The sequence below is a fragment of the Microthrixaceae bacterium genome, from assembly GCA_023957975.1.
Classification (GTDB): domain Bacteria; phylum Actinomycetota; class Acidimicrobiia; order Acidimicrobiales; family Microtrichaceae; genus JAMLGM01.
This window is the reverse complement of record JAMLGM010000009.1, coordinates 76207-96418: the sequence shown is the minus strand read 5'-3', so window position 1 is coordinate 96418 and position 20212 is coordinate 76207. Positions and strand designations below refer to the sequence as shown.

Genomic DNA, 20212 nt, shown 5'->3' with positions numbered 1-20212 from the left:
TGGCTGTGTCATGACGAGGGGCGACGATCAGTTGATGACGGTGTCCATGAGCGGCGTCATGGGGGCCACCGGTGGGGTCACACCCGTGTTCGACCCGCTGCTCGGCCACGAGTCGAAGGTGATCGTGGTCGAACCGACGACGGGAACGTCGACGATGACGACGTTTCGGAACTGGCTGAGTCCGGTGGTGCCCCGAGTCCCGGCCGCGCCGGTGGCCCTCAGGGTCAGATCGAGCGCTGGGAGGGTGATCGTTGTGCCCCCGGGAACGACCGTGGAACCGATGCTCGCCTGCACGTAGGGGAATTTCGTCTGGTTCCAGTTGCCGGTGAGTCGGGCCGTGCAATCGGGCCCGTCCTGGGTGCAGACCGCCACGACCGACCCGGTCGACGTGCGTTCGTCACCGCCGACGATCTTCGCGTCGATCAACTCGAACCCGGCGGGGATCGGGATCACCGACATGAAGGTCCGCACGTTGCGCACCGTGGCGGTGACGTCCTGGGCCTTTTGCTCGTTCGGAATCTGTGAGGATGCGGCGGCCACCTGCAGACCGACGATGTCGCCGGGCTTGGCGACCGTCGCGGCCCGTGATCCGATGTTGAGGACCTGATACTGGTTTTGGGTGATGCCGGCGACCGAGACCCTCGCTCCCATCGTCACCTGTTGGGGCGCCAACACCGACACTCGCACGGTCGCACAGTCGCTGCTGGCGGGTGAGTAGACCGACTCGGTGCGGCAGTAGCCGATCGTCATGTTGCCGGAACCGAATGGCCAGCTCGATTGAAGGTAGCGAACGTAGCTGTCGTCGCCGCGGCGCACGACGCTGGTCGGCACCAACCGCAGCTGCTGGGCGACGTCGCTCACCACCTCGACCGAGGTCGGGTGGAAGCCGGTCTTTCCACCCGGGATGATGCTGGACAGGGCGAAATCGGTTGGGGCGGCGGTGGTGACCGCCGCGCCGGTGTGCAGCGTCCCGGTCCCTCCGGTGCAGCCGGTGAAGGTGGTGGGGTTGCCTCCCGTGCACGACACGATCTGCAGGCCGGAGGTGGTGGCGATGGTGAGGTTGGTGAAGTCGCCGAAGCCCGTTCCGGGGCTGCGGTCGAACACCGAAATCGACGAGGAGGGAAGGGTCACCCCGTTCGAGGCGGGGGCGACGCTGGTGACCGCGACGGCGTTCTGGTAGCTGATGAGCCCGGCGGCGGCGACATCGATCGTGCCGTCGACGTAGGTGAACGCGTATTTCGAGTCGCTCGCTCCACTGCAGCCCGTGGGGAACTGACCGGCGGGCGGGTTCGCTGCGACGAGTGGTCGACAGGTGGCCCCGACGTCGATGGCGGTGTCGCCGTCGACCCACCCGCTGTAGGCCGCGGTCACCAGCGGGAGCGGGTCACCCTGGGTCATCGCTGCCGACGATGCCTGCACCGTCAAACGCGCTGCGGCGACCTGCATCGTTCCGTCGATCGTGGTGATCGTGTAGTTGGCATCGGCCGCACCGACGCAGGTCGTGGGGTAGGTCCCGTACGGCGAGGAAGTCGTCGCCGTCGTCGAACACAGCGGTGCGGTGGCCGGTGCGGTGTCGCCGGCGCGAAGGCCGGTGTAGAGCGGGGTGATGACGGGCGCCGGGTCGGTCGGGATCAGGTTGCCGCTCGAGGCCTGAATCGTCAGTGGGGCCGGGGTGATGGTGATGACCCCATCGACATAGCTGATGTTGGTCGTCCCATAAGTGGCTCCCGAACACACGACGGGATAGGTGCCGACGGGGCTGGTTGCCGTGGCGGTGGTCGAACACTGCAGGCCGCTGGTCGTCACCTTGCGCGGCGAGTAGGTCGGTTCGATCGAGGCGATGTCAGAGCCGTACACGACGCTGAACGACGGCGCCGTGATCGTGAGGTCGGTGAGCGGCGTTGATGACGACGATGACTCGACACACGCGGTCGCAGCGAACAGCGCCACGGTGCTCAACAAGCCGACAACTCGGGTTCGGCGTTTGGCGATGAACATGGTTCCCCCCTTTGATCGACCCGTCACGGCCTGTCGACCGTTCGAATCCACCTCGTTGGCCGAGACACTAACGCCTGAGGGCCTTTGGCGACAGGGGCTCAGCGATTCGACACGATTCGCCACAGCGGTCGAGGCAGGTGCCGCAGGGCCGAGAACAGGTAGCGAAGCGCCGCTGGCGACCAGATGACCGTCGCGCCTCGGTCCAATCCCGACACGATGTCGGCGGCCACCGCGTCCGGGGTCGTCGACAGCGGAGCAGGGTCCATGCCCTCGGTCATCCTGGTATGGACGAATCCCGGTCGCACGATCATCACTCCGACGCCGGTTCCACGGAGGCGGTCGCCGAGGCCTTGGGCGAATCCGTCGAGTCCGGCCTTGGTCGAACCGTAGGTGGCGTTGTCTTTGCGGACCCGTTCGCCGGCGACCGAGCTCAACACGACGATCGTTCCATGGCCTTGGATTTTCAGCTGTTTCGCGACGGCGGTGAGCGCCGACACCTGGCCCGCATAGTTCACGACCGCGAGTTCGCCGGCGGCGGTCGGGTCGTCGTCCAGTTCGTCCTGATCGCCGAGCTGACCGAAGGCGGACAACACGACGTCGAAGTCACCGTCGTCGAAGGCCGAGGCGATGACCCGGTCGTGGGAGGCGATGTCGGCGCCGTCGAACGGGATCGCGGCGACCTCGAGGCCACGCGATCGCAGATCGTCGACAACGTCGGCCACCTTGTCGGGGGAGCGCACGGCGAGAACGACTCGCCGAAGACGCCGTTTGGTGAGCGCCTTGATCGTCTCGACCGCAATTTCAGAGCCACCTCCGAGAACCAGAATCGAAGCGATGTTGCCGACAGCGTCGCGCATGGGGGCGTCTCCCAGAGGTTGGGTGCGGGGCGGGTGAATCCGCTTGGCAGGGTATCGGAATCGGGGCGGGGGCTCACGTCCCGTACGCTGTTTCGCGTGAGTACTCGAATGCTGATCACGATGGCCGTGGTGTGTGGTGTGGTGATCCTCGCCGCAGCCGCCGTTCAGTTCTGGATGGTCTCGCGCTGAGGGCGGTCGCGGGGACCTATGCTCGCAGGGTCGCACCTGGTCGCGTCAGATTCGCGCCGGCGACCGAGCTCAACGACCAAGCTCTTCGACCAAGAGGACTCCCGTGGAACAGATCAACCCCTCGCTCTATGACGTCGTCGTGATCGGCGGCGGACCTGGCGGTTACGCGACCGCGTTGTATGGCGCGAGCGCCGGCCTGAAGATCGCACTCATCGAAAAGGACAAGCTCGGAGGAACCTGCCTGCACCGCGGCTGCATCCCGGCCAAGGAGCTGTTGGAAACCGCGGCGGTGCGCCGGGCCGTGAAGCATTCGGCCGAGTTCGGCGTGTTCTCCGAAGAGACCGGAATCGACTGGAACGTGACGATCGATCGCAAGCAGCGCGTCGTCGACACCATGTTCGGCGGGCTCAAGAGCCTTGTGAAGGGCCGCAAGATCGATGTCTACGAAGGCACCGGGCTGCTCGGGCCGTCCCATCAGGTCAACGTGGTCGGCAGCGACGGCTCGCAGTCGACGCTGCTCGGAACGGCGATCGTGTTGGCGACCGGATCGGTGCCCCGCACGATCGGCGGGTTCGAACCGGACGGAACGATCGTGTTCACCTCCGACGAGTTTCTCGACCTGCGCAAACTGCCGTCGAGCGCGGCGGTCATCGGCGGCGGTGCGATCGGTTGCGAGTTCGCCTCGACCCTGGCCGACATGGGGGTCGCCGTCACGATTCTCGAAGGGTTGCCGAAGATCCTTCCCGGGTGCGACTCAGACGCAGCCAAGGTCGTCGAGCGCGCGTTCAAGAAGAAGGGCATCGACATCCGAACCGGCGTGTCGGTGACCGGTCATCAGCCCCGCCCCGCTGGGGGCACGACGGTGACCTTCGGTGAGGGCGACGGCCTCGACGTCGACATCGTGGTGGTGTCGATCGGACGCACGCCGGTGTCGTCGGGCGTGGTTGGCGAGGGAACCGATGTCGTCATCGATGAACGCGGCTTCTACGTCGTCGACCCCAACTGTCGCACCGCCGAGCCGGGGGTGTGGGCGGTGGGAGATTGCATCAACACCCCGCAGTTGGCACACATCGGATTCATCGAGGGCATCAACGTCGTCAAGGACATCCTCGGCGAGAACCCGGCACCGGTGGACTACTCCAAGGTGCCTTGGGCGATCTACTGCCACCCGGAGGTCGCGTTCGCCGGTCACTCCGAGGAGTCGGCGAAGGCTGCGGGGTACGAGGTCGTGGTATCCAAGCATCGCTTTGCCGGCAACGGTCGCGCCCAGATCCTCGGCGACACCGACGGCCTGGTGAAGGTCATCGCCGAGAAGCGGGCGGACGGAACGGCCGGCACCATTTTGGGGGTGCACATGGTTGGGCCGTGGGTGACCGAGCAGCTTGGCCAGGGGTATCTCGCGGTCAACTGGGAGGCGACCGTGGACGAACTGGCGGCGCTGATCCAGCCGCACCCGTCGCTGAGCGAGCTCTTCGGCGAGACGGTGATCGCACTGACCGGTCGTTCGTTGCACTGACGCGACGCTTCCCGCCCCGTCGCTGCGGCAGCGACGCGATCGGCCGCGTGGTGCCGGTCGGGTCGATGCCGGCCGGGCCGGCGTCGGTGTCGTTGCTCGCCGGTCGCCGTTGAGGCGATAGCGTGGTCGGACAGGTTGCTGACATGTGAGAGCGAATTTCCCCGAAACGCGCGTGTCCTACGGTCACGGCGAACGCTCTCACACAGAAGGGAAGCAGGACATGGCCGAAATCGTGATGCCCCAGCTCGGAGAGTCGGTGACTGAGGGCACGATTACGAAGTGGTTCAAGCAGGTTGGAGACTCGGTCGCCGAGGATGAGCCGTTGTTCGAGGTGTCGACCGACAAGGTCGACTCCGAGGTCCCGTCGCCGATCTCGGGGACCATCACCGAGATTCTGGTACCCGAGGGGGAGACCGTCGATGTCGGCGTGGTCCTGGCCCTAGTCGGCGATGGCGCTTCGGCCGAGGCGCCTGCGCCACAGGAGCCAGCGGCCCCCCGTTCGGTGGAAGTTCCTGCGGTGGAGGTCCCCGCTGTGGAGGTCCCCTCTCCGGTGCAGGCGGCCGCACCCGAGGCGACATCCGAGGCATCCGCTCCTGCTGTGGCTGCGGGTGGAGCGAACCTCGACGTGGTACTGCCCCAGCTCGGCGAATCGGTGACCGAGGGCACGATTACGAAGTGGTTCAAGCAGGTCGGAGACTCGGTCGCCGAGGATGAGCCGTTGTTCGAGGTGTCGACCGACAAGGTCGATTCCGAGGTGCCGTCGCCGGCGTCGGGGACGCTCGTGGAGATTCGCGTCAACGAAGGCGACACGGTCGATGTCGGAACCGTCATCGCGGTGCTGTCGGATTCGGTCGGGGCATCAGCGGCTGCCGCGCCCGCGGCCCCCGCTCCTCCGGCGCCGGCTTCCGCGCCGGCTCCAGCACCCGCGCCGGCTCCGGCTCCCGCCGCTGTCGTTTCAACACCGGTCGCGGGCGAGCCTGCGGTCGGGGCTGCAACCTCGGGACGTCTTTTGTCACCGCTCGTGCGGCGCCTCATCGACGAGCACAACCTCGATCCGTCGACGATCGCCGGCACCGGCGTCGGCGGGCGCATCACACGAGAGGACGTCCTGCGCGTCATCGACGGCGACGCCCTCAGGTCTGCGCCCGCAACCGTTGCGCCCACGCCGTCAGCACCCGCGACCGCTGCGCCCACGCCGTCAGCACCCGCGCCAACGCCGGCCCAGGTCCCAACTGCAGGTGCGGGCGACACCGTCATCCCGTTCAACAACATTCGACGACTCACGGCAGAACACATGGTGCGGAGCCTGGCGACCTCGGCGCACGTCATCACGGCGACCGAGGTCGACTACGAGGGGGTCGAGCGGGTCCGAAAGGCCGCCAAGGAAGCGTGGAAGGCCGAGGAGGGGTTTTCGCTCACGTATCTTCCGTTCATCACGCGGGCGGTCGTCGACGCGTTGCACGAGTTCCCGAACCTCAACGCCACGGTCGGAGCGAACGAGTTGATCGTGCACGGCGCGGTCAACATGGCCTACGCGGTTGACGTGAATTTCGAGGCGCTGCTGGCCCCGGTGGTCCCGGGGGCCGACGGTAAGCGGTTGCGACAGATCGCCCGCGATCTCCACGACGTCGCCACCCGGGCTCGTTCGAAACAACTCTCCCCGGACGACCTCTCCGGTGGCACCTTCACGATCTCCAACTCGGGAACCTTCGGCACGCTGCTCGTCGCCCCGATCATCAACCAACCGCAGGTGGCGATCCTGTCAACCGATGGCATCAAGCGACGTCCGGTGGTGGTCGAGTTGCCCGATGGGAGCGAATCAATCGCCATCCACTCGGTCGGTAACCTCACGCTCAGCTGGGATCACCGCGCGTTCGACGGGGCCTACGCGGCGGCGTTCATGGACCGGGTCCGCGACATCATCGAGACCCGCGACTGGGCCGCGGAGCTCTGAGGCCGGTGGCGCTGCACGCTCGCTGGTTGGGCCGGGTCGATTACGACGACGCGCTCGGCCTCCAGCGGGCGCTGCATGCGCACACCAAGCAGGACTACCTGCTGCTGCTCGAACATCCGCACACCTACACGATGGGCGTACGGGCGGATGCGGCGAACATCCTCATCGATCCTCACGAAGTCGGTGCCCAACTCGTGCGTGCCGATCGCGGCGGCGACGTGACCTATCACGGTCCTGGCCAGCTCGTCGGCTACCCGATCGTGACCTTGGCCGATCACGAGGCCGGCGAGATGCCGTCGACCCGCGACCACGTGTTGAACCTTGAGCACCTGCTGATCGACGTGTTGAGCGACTTCGGGATCGGCGATGCCTCGGTGATCGAGGGGTCGCCGGGGGTGTGGATCGGTGCCGGCACGTCGCGGCCCCGCAAGATCGCCGCCATCGGGGTCCGCATCAGCCGCGGGCGCTCCATGCACGGGTTTGCGCTGAACGTGCACCCCGACCCGGCGATGTTTTCCCACATCGTTCCGTGCGGGATCACCGACAAGGGCGTCACGTCGATGGCGCTCGAAGGCGTCGACGCGACGATGCGCGAGGTGGTCGACGCCGTGTGTGCACGCGCTCAGCAGCGGTGGTCGGCACTCGATCGCGCCGATGTCGTGTGGCGACAGCGCCACGACGATGCCGATCTCTCGCCGTTCTCGCGAGGCGAGGGGCCGGGCGCTGCGGTTCGGTACTCGAGTTCGGTCCGCCAATCCGACGGAACCTCGTTGCGTCTCCTGGGGCGCCTCGCCGAGGCCGGGGTCGAGGAGCAGGTGGCGATCACCGAACCGAAGCCCGAGTGGATGCGCGCCCCGATGAAGCTCGACGCCGGGGTGTTGAAGCTTCGTTCCCACCTGCGCGAGCAGCGCCTGGTCACGGTGTGTGAGGAGGCCGGGTGCCCGAACCTGTCGGAGTGCTGGTCGGACGGCACCGCAACGTTCATGGTCTGCGGGGAGCGTTGTACCCGAGCGTGTGGGTTCTGCCTGGTCGATACCCGCAAACCGGAGGCGCTCGATGTCGACGAACCCCGTCGTGTCGCCGAGGCCGCGGCCGCCATGGGTCTACGTTTCGCGGTGATCACGATGGTGGCCCGCGATGACCTTCCCGACGGTGGCGCGGCCCATGTCGCAGCGACGATCCGGGCGATCCACGAGCGGGTGCCCGGCGCCGGGGTCGAGGCCCTGACCTCCGACTTCCGAGGCGACGACGCATCGCTGCGGCTGGTTTTCGACGCTCGCCCTGAGGTGTTCAACCACAACATCGAGACCGTCGCCCGGATGCAGCGCGCGGTGCGCCCCAGCGCGTCCTACGCACGGTCGCTGTCGGTGCTCGGACGAGGCGCCGCGGCCGGGTTGACGACCAAGTCGGGGTTCGTCGCCGGCATGGGCGAGACCTTCGACGAGGTGGTTCAGACCCTCCGCGATCTCGCCGCAGTCGGAACCTCGATCGTGACGATCGGCCAATACCTGCGCCCGACCGCACACCACCTGCCGGTGCAGCGATGGTGGACACCGGCGGAGTTCGCCGAGTGGAAGCGGATCGGTGAGGAGGAGTTCGGTATCAGCCACGTCGAGTCCTCGCCGCTCACCCGCTCGAGCTATCACGCTCGAGACGCTGCCGAAGCAAGTGCTTCGGGGTTGGCTCGGTCGGCCGGCCCTGGGCCGGTGGCGGTCTCGATCGGAAGTCGCCATGGGTGAGGCGGTGTCGTCGGGTGAATCGGGTTCGGTCGGTGTCGCCCCGTTCGTGGCCCGGGTTGGTCGGGTCGCCGAGCGGATGCGAGCGCTGGGCGTCGACGCCTTGACCTTGTCGGTCGGCCCGGATCTGCCCTGGTTGGTGGGCTATGAGGCGATGCCCCTCGAGCGGATCACCATGGCGGTGCTGTTGGCAGATGGGACCTGTTCGCTGGTGGTCCCCGAACTCGAGGCCCCCCGTGTGGTGAGCCGCGACCACTTCAGCGTGATCCCGTGGGGCGAAACCGACGACCCCATTGCCCTCATCGTGGAGCGGGTCGGCGAAGCCGGAACCATCGCGTTCGGCGACCGGACCTGGTCGCGATTTCTGATCGAGTTGCAGGATCGGCTCCCGAACCGTCGTTGGCTCCGTTCCAATGAGGTGACCGGGCCGCTGCGGGCGGTGAAGGACGACCACGAGATCGACATGTTGGCCCGCGCCGGGGCGATCGTCGATGAGATCGCCGTCGAGTTGCAGCAGGGGCGGATTCCGCTCGTGGGCCGAACCGAGGCCGAAGTGTCTGCGGACCTGTCGCGCCGGATCATCGAACGCGGTCACGGCCGGGTGAACTTCGCCATCGTTGCGGCCGGTGAGAACGCCGCAAGTCCCCACCATGAAGCGGGCGACCGCCGGATCGAGGCCGGAGAGGTCGTGCTGTGCGACTTCGGGGGGACGCTGTTTGACGAGTGGGGGGTCGGGTATTGCTCCGACATCACCCGCTGTGTGTGGACCGGCCCGGTTCCAACCGAAGCGGCGCGTATCTACGACCTCCTTGAGGCGGCGCAGAGCGCTGGGGTTCGCGCGGCAACGGTGGGGGCGAGCTGTGAGTCGGTGGACTCGGCGTGTCGCGACCGGATCAGCGCAGGCGGCTACGGCGAGTGGTTCATTCACCGTACCGGCCACGGCATCGGTGTCGAGGAACACGAGGACCCGTACATGGTGAGCGGCAACGTTGCCGCCATCGAGGCGGGGAACGCCTTTTCGGTCGAACCGGGGATCTACCTTCCGGGTCGGTTCGGGTTTCGACTCGAAGACATCGTCGTCGCTACCGGCGAAGGCCCTCGGTCGCTCAACAACGCGCCGCACGGGTTAGCCGAGGTTCGTTAGGTCGATGCCGTGGCTGTCGATGCCGTGACGGTCGGGGCGGCGAGTGTCGAGGCCGCGAATCGGCGGCCTGGCTGGTATCGCGACCCGTGGCGTAGCGACGACCTGCGTTGGTGGGACGGCCGAACGTGGACCGACTGGGTGCACGCCCGTCCGCTTGCGGGTGGCGAACAGTCGCTGGTGCCGGGTGTTCCTGTTGTGCCCGGTGTGCCTGAGGCTCCGACCATGCCTGAGGCTCCGACCACGCCGGAGGCACCCCTCGCTGCCGAGATGCCGGCGGCCCCGGTGGCTCCGATGGCCCCGGCGACACCGATCGCCCCGATCGCGGCAATGCCGCCACCCAACGTTTCCTCGCAGGTTTCAGCCGCTGGAGTGGCTGGACCGACACTGCTCCCGGCGGGGAAGATCGCTCCCACGGCCGCAACCGCGGAGATGTTGTCGACGGAGATGTTGTCGACGCTCTCAACGTTGCCGCCACCACCGGTGCAGCGAGCGGAGGTTCCGGGGGAGTATGGGCTCGAGGGGTCGCCCTTGAGGCCCAGCGGACACGCGCAAGCAATCCGCGCCCGCACGGGGCGACCGTCGGCCTGGCCAACGGCGAGGCCGACGGTGTCGCCGTCGGTCTCAGCGGCGGGGCTCTGGCGATTCGTCGGCGTCGCGATCGCGATCGCAGTGCTGGTGACGAGGTGCGTGAACGCGTTCGATTCGGCGACCGATCGGGTCGACCTGGATGTCTCCGATCGCCCGGTGACTGCGCCAACGGTGCTGGAGACCGGTATTCAGGGCGAGCTGATCGCAACGGGTTGCGATCGCGTCTTGGCCGAGCCGACTTCAACCGCCCGTGAGATGGTGGTTCGCCTTGGCGTCGAATGGGGTGAGGTGTTCGATACGTCGATGGAGGAGTACGCGTCGCTGGCGATCGACCGGTGCGTCGCCAGTGCGTACGGCGAATCGGTGCAACCCACACACGACGGCATCCGGTGCTCGCCGGCCGACGTTTCGGTTCTCGCCGCCGGCCCGGCAAGGTACGTGGGAACCTGCGCCTCGGTGGAGTTGGTCGTGGTGGCGGTGATCGGACCCTGCGAGGTCGAAGCTGTCTATGACGAGGTCCAGCACTCAACCATCGAAGAGTTCCGGGGGGCGCCATCCATCTTCGACGGCAACGCCTTTGGTGTCGGATGTGTCTTCGAGGGCCTGGGGGATCAGCAGCCGACCCCCGGAACACGGATGAGTGCGACCGTCAGGGTCCTGGCGGGGAGGCCGGAGGTCATCTGGGGCCAACAGATGCGACCGAGCGGAACCTTCGAGGTCGTGTCCTTTGAGATCCATCGCTGAGATCCATCGCTGAGGTGCAGCGCTGAGGTGCAGCGCTGGGGCGGAGGAGAAGTCGGGTGCGGGTCCGGCGCTAGTGTCGACGCTGCCATGAGGTCCCCGACGTGTTGAATCTCGATGCCGCAACCGTGTTTCACCAGTGGGCGTGGGGCGGGCTGTTCTTTCTGTGGGTGACGACCAGAGGCCGTGAGGTCGGCATCGGCTACGGATGGTTGTTGCGCGGCGTCTACAGCGCGTTTGCGCTGATATCGATCGTCATCGGGTTGCGGTGGAACACCGTGTGGGTGCGCGAACTCTCGTCGATGGCGATGATTGCCGGAGCCGGCTTTTCGTTTGTGGTGAGCTGGCAGCGCCGCCGTGCCGGGGTGTTGCATCAGCGAGAACAGGAGCAGCGCAAGAGCCAACGGATCGTCGAGATGACCGGGATCGATCGGTCCGAGCAGCACTTCGACGACTCGGTGCCGGAGTTCGCGCCCGCGCTCGACCTCATCGCCCCGATCCTTGGTTTCGCAGGTTTGGTTGCTGGTGGAATCGATGCGGGTTCGCCAGCATGGCTTCAGGTGGCACGAGTGGTCGCCGGGGCGTTCTTCCTCGGAGCGGTGTCGGACGCGATGTTGCTCGGGCACTGGTACCTGACCCAGCCCGGTCTGCCGCGTCGCCCGCTGATCGAACTCGTCGACTGGCTGACGTGGGTCTGGCCGGTTCACCTGGCGACGCTCGTCATTCCACCCGGGATGGTTGCGGTCATCACCGGCGAGATCGACGATGGATGGAACGGGATGCTCGGCTGGTATTGGGCGGCGAGCGCGCTCGCGACGATCGTGCTGTGTCGCGTCACACGCCTGGCACTCAAGGAGCGCTATTACAGCGCGGTGATGGCGGCGACCGGCCTGTTGTACCTGGCGATTCTCACCGGCTTCAGCCAGGACCTTGTCGCAAGGTTGGTGCTCAACCAGGCGTAGGCACGAACGCCGAGCGGCCGATTCGACCGGCGCGGGCGCACCGGCACGGGCAGGCGCGCGGGAACACGATCAGCACGAACCGATCGTGCGGACGCTGTCGTCTGGTGCTGTGCTCAGTTTCTGTGTTCAGTTGCTGTGTTCAGTTGCTGTGTCGAGGTCGCCCTCGGTCGGACCCGGTTCTTTGGGGCCGCCGGTTCATTGGCGTATCGGTGGTTGGGGTGGTTTGGTCGGGGTGAGTGAGAGTTGCCCGGCGGTGGTTCGTCGCCCTGCCCTCGTCGCTCCGCCGGTTCGTCCGGTCCTGCCCGAGCCTCGGCTGGAGGCGGACCTGCGGGCGTCGTGGGGTCGGTACATGCGGGTGTTGGGGGTGGCGGTCATGCGGTCGTAGCGGTGCCGGATGGTGGCGATCGCGTCGCCCAAATCGACGGTCCCGCCGCGGGTTGTCACTTTGGGTCGGGCCGGTGGTTCGGGTTCTGCCGCGAGTTCTTCGGGGATGGGGCCTTGGCGTTGTACCCCGTGTTGTTGCCCCCAGATGGTGATGCCACAGGGGTGGGTGTAGAGGGTCCATCCGTCGGTGGTGATGTGCATGGCCCATCCGACGCGGTGTACGAGTCCGTGGTGGTGTCGGCACAGACACGCCAGGTTGTTCACCGCGGTGGCACCGCCGTTGCGGTGATGGCGAACATGGTGGGCTTCGGTGTGGTGTGCGGGAGCTTCACAGCCGGGGAAACAACACCCCCCGTCCCGGGCGGCGAGTGCGGCGCGTTGAGCATCGGTCGCCAACCGCACGCTATGGCCAACATCCAACAGTTGACCCAACGAGTCAACAGGACGAAAAACCATTCTGGATACACATCATCCGTTCGATCACGTCACGGTCAGTGGATCACCCGTAGGCGAATACGCGCGTGGTTCGCCGTGTTCGTCGGCCTGCAAGATGATGGTGACTTCGGCGGTTCCTGGCCGGTGTTTACCCGACAGGGTGAACTGGGTGCCGAACCGGCACAGGTCCATCAACGCTTTGGCCCGCAACTGAGATTCCGATGTCGACGGTGACCGCGTCTGGTGTTCGGCATCGTTGCGGACGGCACGGTGACGATTTGGTGGCGTCGTTGATAACCTGGCGAACAACCTCCGCAGCGGCAGTCGCCGAAGAACTCAGGCGATCCACGCCGATGACACCGTCGGGGCCGTGAATGTCGCGTAGGTCGAGCCAGGACTTTTCGGCGGGTGGGGCGGGTTCGGTGCCGTCGGTATCGACGAGGCGTGCCAACGCGGCGATGACCTTTTCCCATTTCGCGAACGTCAAATGTTCCGCGAGGTCCAGCATTGGTCCGGCGTTGTCGGACCAGGTGGGTTCGATCCGCGGGTTCGACCACCGTCCGATCACCACCAGATGATCAAACCCCACGACACCGGAGCGGAGCCGGTCCAACACGTCGGGCCGATACCGGCGCCGCACCGCCCGAGCCACCGAAACCCGTCGGGCCGCGGTCACCCCCGAGCAACGAGCGGTCTTGGACACCCACGCTTTGGTGGACAGGCCTTCGACGACGTCGGTCATCCCAACGGCATCCAGTTCGCCCAACACGTCGATCATGTGCAGATCCAAACGGCGTTGCAGTTCGAACAGGACCGCCACATCGTCGATCCCGGCACCCAGGCTATTCAGTTCGCTGTCGAAGTCCTCGAACATGCGTTTGATACTAAACGCGACCCCCGACAACGAAGCCCGAGACACCGCAAGCCCTCGAGAATTCCCGAGCAACCAGGTCCCGATGCGCTCGGCCCTTCAAAGTCGGCTACGCGAACGGAACGACGGGAATCGACGCGACGCAGGTGGTGTCGAGCTGTGTCGGGTCGTTGATGAATCGCAGGAAGAGGCCCTTGGTGCACGAGTTGGACGACTGCGCCCCGTGGCCGCCTCGGGGGATCTCGACGAACGCCAGGGCATCGATGGCTTCGGCAACCTCACGGGAACGATCGCTCGGAGTGATCGGGTCGTATTCCCCGGCGAACACGATGACCGCGACGTCATCCGGTACCAGGTCACGGGTGACGACGTCGCCGAATTCGACGGGCAACGGTTCGATCGGCCACTGTTCGCAGAACAGGTTCCAGCCGGCCAACAGCAACGTCGCCGCCTCGCCGGGATCCTCGATGAGCGAGTCGACCTCAGAAGGCTCGATCCGAGCGGTGTTGTCGGCGCATTCGTAGGACAGGTAGGCGCCCTCGGTCATCGAGTTGATGAACGGAATGCCGACCTGGGCGATCATCGCCACGATGCCCCGGCCGCCCGCTGCGAGATCGGTGATCGCCGCTGGCAACTGCGGGATCAGCGTGGTGTCATACATCGCGTTGAACAGCCCGGCGATCGCATCGGATCCGTCGAGACGCAGGTGCAGGTTCTGGTCGCCAACCGTGAGGTCGGTTTCGGCGGGCTGTTCGTTCATCGCCGCGTAGATCGCGTCGATAGCGGGGCGGATGTCGCCAAAGCGCTCATTGCACGCGGGTTCGGTGCCGCAGCCGTTCGCGAGCCTGTCGAAGGCCTCTCGCCCAGATACCAACGATCCGTAGACGTTCGCGGCACTCGGCGGAGAAACCGAGTCGAGTACGACCGAACGGATTCCCTCGGGGAAGAAACGCAGGGCGGTGAGCGCGAGACGAGTCCCATAGGACACACCCCAGAGGTTCCAGGCGTCGATTCCGAGCGCGACGCGCAGGTCGGCCAGGTCGGCGGCGTTGGCGAACGTGTTGTACTGACTCAGGTCGTGTCCGGCGGCGTTCAGCCGTTCGAAGCACGTGGAAAGCGCGGTCTGGATGTTCGCCAGTTCGACGTCCCATCCGGCGGTGCCAGAGAGCACTTCGATGAACGCGTCCTCGCGTTCGGGGCAGTTGAGGTTCGGCGACGACGCCCCGACGCCGCGTTGGTCGAAGACGATCACCTCGCGCCGAAGTTCGTGAGCCAAACGTTCCCACCGGGCGGAGCCGGATTGGTACACGCCACTGCCCGGCCCGCCATGGAGATACACCACGGGGTCGGGGGCAGCACCCTCGCCGACAAAGCCGATTCTGCGCACGGCCAACTCGACGAGGTTGCCCTGTGGCTCACGTCGGTTCTCCGGAACGGTGAGCGTCCCACAGGACACTTCGATGTTCGGATCGATCGGCGACGCGGTCGAACCTGGATCGCCACAGTCCCGTGCGGTCCACAGCGGTTCATAGGGGGCGAAGGACGCACGGGATAGGGCGTCGGGAACCGGCGCTGAGGTTGTCGTCGACGGGGTGCCGACAGCTCGGTGCCCGTCGTCACCTTCGTCTCGGCCAGCGCATCCCGCGACGATCGCGCACGCGACGACTCCGGCGATCAAACCGCGCCGGAGTCGAAGCATGCTCATCGGAACCTGCTCATCGGAACCTGCTCATCGGAACCTGCTCATCGGAACCTGCTCATCGCAACCTCTTGAGGGGTCGGAGGGCGCCCGGCGTCACCGAGCGACGAAGTACTTCGCCCGTGGATGGTGGCAGATGAGCGCCGAGGTGCTCTGTTCGGGGTGGTATTGCCAGCCGGTCTCCTCCGACACCTCAAGGCCGATGCGCCCGCCGTCGAGCAGGTCGTTGATGAGCGCATTGTCCTCGAGATTCGGGCACGCCGGGTATCCGGACGAGTAGCGCCCGCCACGGTACTGCTGGCGGAAAAGTCCGATCGTGGTCGGTCCGTCCTCGTCGACGAATCCCCATTCGGTTCGGATGCGTTTGTGCCAGTACTCGGCGAGGGCCTCGGCCATCTCCACACCGATTCCGTGAAACCGCAGGTAGTCGTTGTAGCGGTTGTCGGCGAACAGCTGCGCGCAGTACTCAGAGATGCGCGGCCCCATGGTGACGATGTGGAACGCGGCGTAGTCGAGTTCGCCGGCCCCGTCGTCGTAGGGGCGGAAGAAGTCCGCGATGCACAGCCACGGTTCCACCTGCTGGCGGGGGTAGTGGAACCGGCCCAGCTCCTCGGTGCGCGTCTCATCGGACCAGATGACGAGGTCGTCGCCGATGGAGTTGGCGCAGAAGTATCCGTAGACGACCTGGGGAACGAGCAGTTCCTCGGCCTTGCACTGTGCCAGTCGGGCGCGAAGCTCGGGACGCAGTCGCTCTTTGAACTGCTCGTCGGTTTCGCCGTTCTCGGGCCGGAACTGCCACTGGTTGCGAAAGATCGTCGTCTCGTTGATGAAGGGCGCAATGTCGTCGATCGCCAACCCCTTCACGATGCGACTCCCAAGGAAGGGCGGCGCGAACACCGGGTTGTCTGCGGCCACCTCGGGGGAGCGGGCAGGGATGGTGGCGGGGTCGATTTCAACTTTCTCGCGCTTGGGCAGGGCTCGACCTCCCGGCTCGACCCCCCAGGCGTCGTCGACCACGGTGCCGGCCTTGATCTGACCGAGCTTGTCCATGACATGGAGGCCCTCGAACGCATCCTTTCCGTAGAAAAGGCGGCCCGTGTAGACCTCGCGAAGGTCGCGCTCGACGTAGGTGCGGGTGAGTGCCGCGCCGCCGAGCATCACGGGGATCTTCGACAGGTTGCGGGCGTTGAGCTCCTCGAGGTTGTCGCGCATGATGAGCGTCGACTTCACCAGCAGGCCGCTCATGCCGATAGCGTCGGCCTCGACCTCAAGCGCCTTGTCGATCATCTCGGCGATCGACACCTTGATGCCGAGGTTGTGCACCTCGTAGCCGTTGTTGGTGAGGATGATGTCGACCAGGTTCTTGCCGATGTCGTGAACGTCGCCCTTCACGGTGGCCAACACGACCCTGCCCTTGCCCGCGCCCGCCTCGGAGCTGTCCATCATCGGCTCCAGATAGGCGACTGCCCGCTTCATCGTCTCGGCCGACTGCAGCACGAAGGGCAGTTGCATCTCCCCCTTGCCGAAGAGATCACCGACGACCTTCATCCCCTCCAACAGGACATCATTGATGATGGCCAGGGGGGCGAGGCCTCCGGCGATCGCTTCGTCGAGATCGTCGGTGAGGCCTTCGGAATCGCCGTCGATGATGCGCGTCGACAGGCGCCGCTCAACCGGCCAGTCGGAGCGGTCCTCCTTGACGACGGCCTCCACCTGTACGTCGGCGAAGATCTCCAGGAGCCGGTGAAGTGGGTCGTAGTTCGGGTCGCCGTTCGACAACGCTCCTGCGGTGCCCCGCCGGTCCCAGATGAGATCGAGGCACACGTCGCGCTGTTCATCGGGGATGCGGGACAGGGGAATGATCTTCGACGCGTGCGCGATGGCAGAGGTGAGTCCGGCCTTGATGCACTCGGCGAGGAACACCGAGTTGAGCACGTGGCGGCTCGCGGGGGATAGCCCGAAGCTCACGTTCGACAGCCCGAGGGTGGTGTACACGCCCGGAAGCTCGGCGTGGATTCGGCGGATGGCCTCGATGGTGGCGGCCGCGTCGTTTCGCAGGTCTTCGTCGCCGGTGGACAGCGGGAAGGTCAAGGCATCGAAGATGAGGTCGCCCGGCTCCAGCCCGTAGCGGTTGATGGCGATGTCGTGAAGGCGATGAGCGACCCGGACCTTCCATTCGACGTCGCGCGCCTGCCCCTCCTCGTCGATGAGAAGGCAGATGACCGCGGCGCCGTACTCGCGGGCCATGGTGAACACCCGGTCCATCCGGCTTCCCTCGGCGTCGCCGTCCTCGAGGTTGGCCGAGTTGAGAATGGCGCGACCGCCGAGCCACTGCAGGCCCGATTCGAGCACTTCCGGTTCGGTGGAGTCGAGCACCAGCGGCACCGTCGACTGGGTCGCGAAACGCTGTGCGATCTGGTCCATGTCGATCGTGCCGTCTCGTCCGACGTAGTCGACGCACAGGTCGAGCACGTGGCTGCCATCGGAGATCTGAGCCTTGGCGATCGAGACCGTGGTGTCCCAGTCCTCGGCCAGAATCGCTTCGCGAAAGGCTTTGGAACCGTTGGCGTTGGTTCGTTCGCCGATCATCAAGAAAGCGGTCGACGCGTTGTCGCCTTCCTCGGATCCGAAGGGCTGGAAGCTGTAGATCGAGGTGGCGCCGTCCTGATGCTGCGGGTTCAACGGGGCGGGCTCGGCCGCAGCGACGGCCTCTGCGAGTTGGCGGATGTACTCCGGTGTGGTGCCACAGCACCCGCCGACGACCCGTACCCCGAAATCGGTCACGAATCGTGTCACCTGCGCGGTGAAGTCCTCGGCGCCGAGGTCGTAGTGCATCTTGCCGTCGACCACCGAGGGGAGCCCGGCGTTGGGCAGCACCGAGATGGGTATTCGGCTGTGTTGGGAGAGGTAGCGAATGTGCTCACCCATCTCCGAGGGGCCAGTTGCGCAGTTGAGCCCGATGACATCGGGCCGCATCGGGTCGAGGGCGCCGAGCGCTGCGGCGATCTCTGTTCCGGGCAGCATGCGCCCGGTGGTCTCGATGGTCACCTGGGTCTGGATCGGCACCTCGCGTCCGACCCGTTTCATCGCCCGTCGAACGCCGTTCATCGCCGCCTTGATGCCGAGCAGGTCGAACTGGGTTTCGATGATGAACAGGTCGACCCCGCCTTCGAGGAGGCCGATTCCTTGTTCCTCGTAGAGGTCGCGCAGCGCGGCGTAGGAGACCTGTCCGAGCGTCGCGAACTTGGTGCCGGGTCCCATCGATCCGGCGACGAATCGCGGACGGTCGGGGGTGGAGAACGAGTCGGCCACGTCGCGGGCGGTACGTGCCGCGGCGAAGTTGATCTCGTGGGTTCGGTCTTGCAGGTCGTATTCGCCGAGCGGAATGCCGAATGCGCCGAAGCTGTTCGTCTCGACGACATCCGCGCCGGCGGCGAAGTAGTCGGCGTGCATCTGGGCGATGACGTCGGGCCGGGTGACCGACAGAAGGTCGGTGCACCCGTCGAGGGCCTCACCGCCGAAGTCGTCGGCGGTCAGGCCGACCTGTTGCAGGTAGGTGCCCGCGGCGCCATCGAAGACCACGACGCGTTCGCGCAGAAGCTGCAGGTAAGGGTGACGGTCCGACTCGGTGGTCGACGGTTGGATGGTCAAGAGGAACTCCTTCGCGGAAACTGCGGCGTCGAACGTCCACTGGCATCGTGGGTCGGGCCGCTGACTGTGCTGTGTCACCGCGAGCCGGGGCCTCTCGCCCTTCCCCATCGGGTCAGCTCCGCAGAATCTTCCACACCATAGTGGAAAAACCGATCGCTGGTCGCTCGTCTGAGAGCTCGGGCAGGTGCAGCGTTCGTCTGCGGGTGTGATCGACGAGCGCAACCTCAAATGAAAGTTGCAGTTCTCGGGAATCGTAAGGCAAACCGAACAACGGCTGTTGTGGTAACGGCCATTGGGGAGTGGCGCGTTGAGGACGGGCCACCTGCCAGCCAAGTCGAACACGAGGAATCATGAACGCTTCGAACTCGTCCGAACAGTCGGTGCCCACGCGTGCCGGCCTCCGTCGTCTGGGCCTCGGTGTCGCGGTGGGCGCCTTGGCGCTCACCGCCTGCTTTCCCCAGCAGACACCGACGACCCCGACCACCACGACCATCGAGGTCGTGACCCCGGATCCGGAGCCGACGTTGACCTTGTCGAAGACCTCGGGTCTCAACGCCGCTGGAGACACGATCACCGTCACCGGTTCGGGCTACGACCCCGACGCCTATGTCGGAACTCGCCCGCCGCTGGCCGGCAAACCCACCGGGGTCTACGTGAACTTCGGCAAGTATGCCGATCAATGGGCCCCGAGCACGGGCGCTGCTTCGCCGTCTCGTCAGACCATCGTTCAGCGCTGGGTGCTTCCCCAGGAGGGCTACGACGCACTCGTCGCGCTCGGCGGGCAGAACGCCGAGCAGGCGGTGCTCATGAACGAGGACGGTAGCTTCGAGTTCACGATCGACGTTGCCCCCACGACCACCGGAACCAACGCCTACGGCGTCGTGTCCTACCCGGGTGGCGGGCCGACCTTCGCTCAGCATGAGGTCATCGAGCGGGTGACCTTCGCTCCTCGTGTTACCGCCGACCTGCCCGAGGCGCCGGTTGAGGGTCAAACCGTCAACGTGCGTGGTGAGGGATTCTTGCCCTCCGCCACCGGAACGCGACTCCCGCTCGCTGGTCAGCCGGCTGGCGTCTATGTGGCCTGGGGCCGTTTCGCCGACGTGTGGCAGCCATCGACCGGTGCTGCTGGAAGCACCCGAACCGTGGGAAGCAACGGTACCGGCACGGTGTGGGCGATGCCCGAGCCGTCGTTCTCCATCATGAGCCCCGAGGGGACCGACCCCGCATACGCGCTCATCCGCGCTGATGGGAGTTTCGACGTGACGCTGACGGTGTCCACCATCGAATCCGCCAACCCGAACTACGGAATTGCGACCTATGCCGGCAGCGGAGCGAAGAACTCCGAACAGGAGCTGTTCATCGCTTCGGCGGCCCCAGCTGCGCCCGAGGTCCCCGCAACCTGAGCCCGGCTCACCAAACCGCTGGTGACCGCGACGGTGCCGCGCCCTTAGGCGCGGCACCGTCGCGTGGAACGCGGGGGCGCTGCC

At 66.2% G+C, this 20212-nt stretch carries 13 protein-coding genes; 7 read left to right on the top strand and 6 right to left on the bottom strand.

Features of this window, described 5'->3' with window-relative positions:
* Positions 1-27 precede the first annotated feature (27 nt).
* Positions 28-1998, bottom strand: coding sequence for a hypothetical protein (locus tag M9952_13150; protein MCO5313871.1), 1971 nt, complete (start codon positions 1996-1998; stop codon positions 28-30).
* A 98-nt stretch (positions 1999-2096) separates the two neighbouring features.
* A complete protein-coding gene (locus tag M9952_13145) occupies positions 2097-2855 on the bottom strand; it encodes an SDR family NAD(P)-dependent oxidoreductase (GenBank protein MCO5313870.1) in 759 nt (252 codons plus the stop codon).
* A gap of 292 nt (positions 2856-3147) precedes the next feature.
* Between M9952_13145 and lpdA the strand changes: the two genes are divergently transcribed.
* The 6 genes from lpdA to M9952_13115 all read left to right on the top strand — a co-directional run bounded on the left by lpdA (position 3148) and on the right by M9952_13115 (position 11685).
* Positions 3148-4560, top strand: coding sequence for a dihydrolipoyl dehydrogenase (gene lpdA, locus M9952_13140; GenBank protein MCO5313869.1), 1413 nt, complete (start codon positions 3148-3150; stop codon positions 4558-4560).
* Between the two features lie 220 nt (positions 4561-4780).
* The gene (gene sucB / locus M9952_13135; GenBank protein MCO5313868.1) at positions 4781-6514 is read left to right on the top strand and encodes a 2-oxoglutarate dehydrogenase, E2 component, dihydrolipoamide succinyltransferase; all 1734 of its coding nucleotides are present in this window, start codon (positions 4781-4783) and stop codon (positions 6512-6514) included.
* A 5-nt stretch (positions 6515-6519) separates the two neighbouring features.
* Positions 6520-8253, top strand: a complete 1734-nt coding sequence (gene lipA, locus M9952_13130; GenBank protein ID MCO5313867.1) for a lipoyl synthase — start codon at positions 6520-6522, stop codon at positions 8251-8253.
* Positions 8246-9394 carry a Xaa-Pro peptidase family protein gene (locus M9952_13125; GenBank protein MCO5313866.1) on the top strand — a complete coding sequence of 383 codons (1149 nt, stop codon included), beginning with the start codon at positions 8246-8248 and terminating at the stop codon, positions 9392-9394. Before lipA ends, M9952_13125 begins: the two co-directional genes overlap by 8 nt.
* Positions 9395-9403: 9 nt before the next feature.
* Positions 9404-10726: a DUF2510 domain-containing protein gene (locus tag M9952_13120; protein ID MCO5313865.1), complete on the top strand. Its 1323-nt coding sequence runs from the start codon at positions 9404-9406 to the stop codon at positions 10724-10726.
* A gap of 101 nt (positions 10727-10827) precedes the next feature.
* Complete coding sequence (locus M9952_13115) at positions 10828-11685, top strand: hypothetical protein (GenBank protein MCO5313864.1); 858 nt, start codon at positions 10828-10830, stop codon at positions 11683-11685.
* Between the two features lie 195 nt (positions 11686-11880).
* Here the strand turns inward: M9952_13115 and M9952_13110 are convergent, their stop codons facing one another.
* From M9952_13110 to metH, 4 genes are all read right to left on the bottom strand, one after another.
* Positions 11881-12501 (bottom strand): HNH endonuclease, encoded by a 621-nt coding sequence (locus tag M9952_13110; protein MCO5313863.1) that lies wholly within the window; start codon positions 12499-12501, stop codon positions 11881-11883.
* Positions 12502-12652: 151 nt separating this feature from the next.
* Entirely contained in the window at positions 12653-13378 is a 726-nt protein-coding gene (locus tag M9952_13105; GenBank protein ID MCO5313862.1) for a DUF222 domain-containing protein, read from the bottom strand.
* A gap of 106 nt (positions 13379-13484) precedes the next feature.
* On the bottom strand, positions 13485-15080 hold the full coding sequence (locus tag M9952_13100; protein ID MCO5313861.1) for an alpha/beta hydrolase: 1596 nt from the start codon (positions 15078-15080) through the stop codon (positions 13485-13487).
* A 90-nt stretch (positions 15081-15170) separates the two neighbouring features.
* A complete protein-coding gene (gene metH, locus M9952_13095) occupies positions 15171-18725 on the bottom strand; it encodes a methionine synthase (GenBank protein MCO5313860.1) in 3555 nt (1184 codons plus the stop codon).
* Positions 18726-19075: 350 nt separating this feature from the next.
* Between metH and M9952_13090 the strand changes: the two genes are divergently transcribed.
* The gene (locus M9952_13090; protein MCO5313859.1) at positions 19076-20128 is read left to right on the top strand and encodes a hypothetical protein; all 1053 of its coding nucleotides are present in this window, start codon (positions 19076-19078) and stop codon (positions 20126-20128) included.
* The last annotated feature ends 84 nt before the right edge of the window (positions 20129-20212 follow it).